Origin of the sequence: Pseudomonas sp. B5(2017) (genome assembly GCF_002112825.1) — a bacterium.
Lineage (GTDB): Bacteria > Pseudomonadota > Gammaproteobacteria > Pseudomonadales > Pseudomonadaceae > Aquipseudomonas > Aquipseudomonas putida_Z.
Genome location: NZ_NEIR01000046.1, coordinates 1 through 562, shown reverse-complemented (window position 1 = coordinate 562; position 562 = coordinate 1). Strand labels below are relative to the sequence as shown.

1 rRNA gene is annotated in these 562 nt (G+C 46.4%); it reads left to right on the top strand.

The features are described 5' to 3' along the window. The first annotated feature begins 9 nt into the window (after positions 1 to 9). Positions 10 to 125 (top strand): 5S ribosomal RNA (gene rrf, locus CAG00_RS27380). Positions 126 to 562: the final 437 nt, after the last annotated feature.

Below are 562 nucleotides of genomic sequence, written 5' to 3'. Positions count from 1 at the left end.
ACAGAATTTCTTGACGACCATAGAGCATTGGAACCACCTGATCCCATCCCGAACTCAGCAGTGAAACGATGCATCGCCGATGGTAGTGTGGGGTTTCCCCATGTGAGAGTAGGTCATCGTCAAGATTCATTTCGCAAAACCCCTATCTGCGCATGCAGGTAGGGGTTTTGTCTTTAAGTAGAAGCTATCGCTTCTCCTGGTAGGCTGAAGGCCAGCCGGTGGTGGTAAAAAGGTGGTTGACAGCGTTTCCGAATGCTGTATTATTCACCTCCCGCGACGAGAGATCGAAGCGAGTTAAGTGTTTGAAGTTAAACGAGTTTCTCGCAAAAACTTCAAAATAAACGCTTGACAGGCCCTGAGGAAAGCGTAGAATGCGCGCCTCGGTTGAGACGAAAAGCTCTTAACCAAACGCTCTTTAACAAATCGAATCAAGCAATTCGTGTGGGTGCTTGTGAGTACGGATTGATAGTCACAAAGATTATCAGCATCACAAGTGGCCATGCGAGAAATCACATAGTCATTTGAGATTGCTGAGCCAAGTTTAGGGTTTCTTAAAAACCCA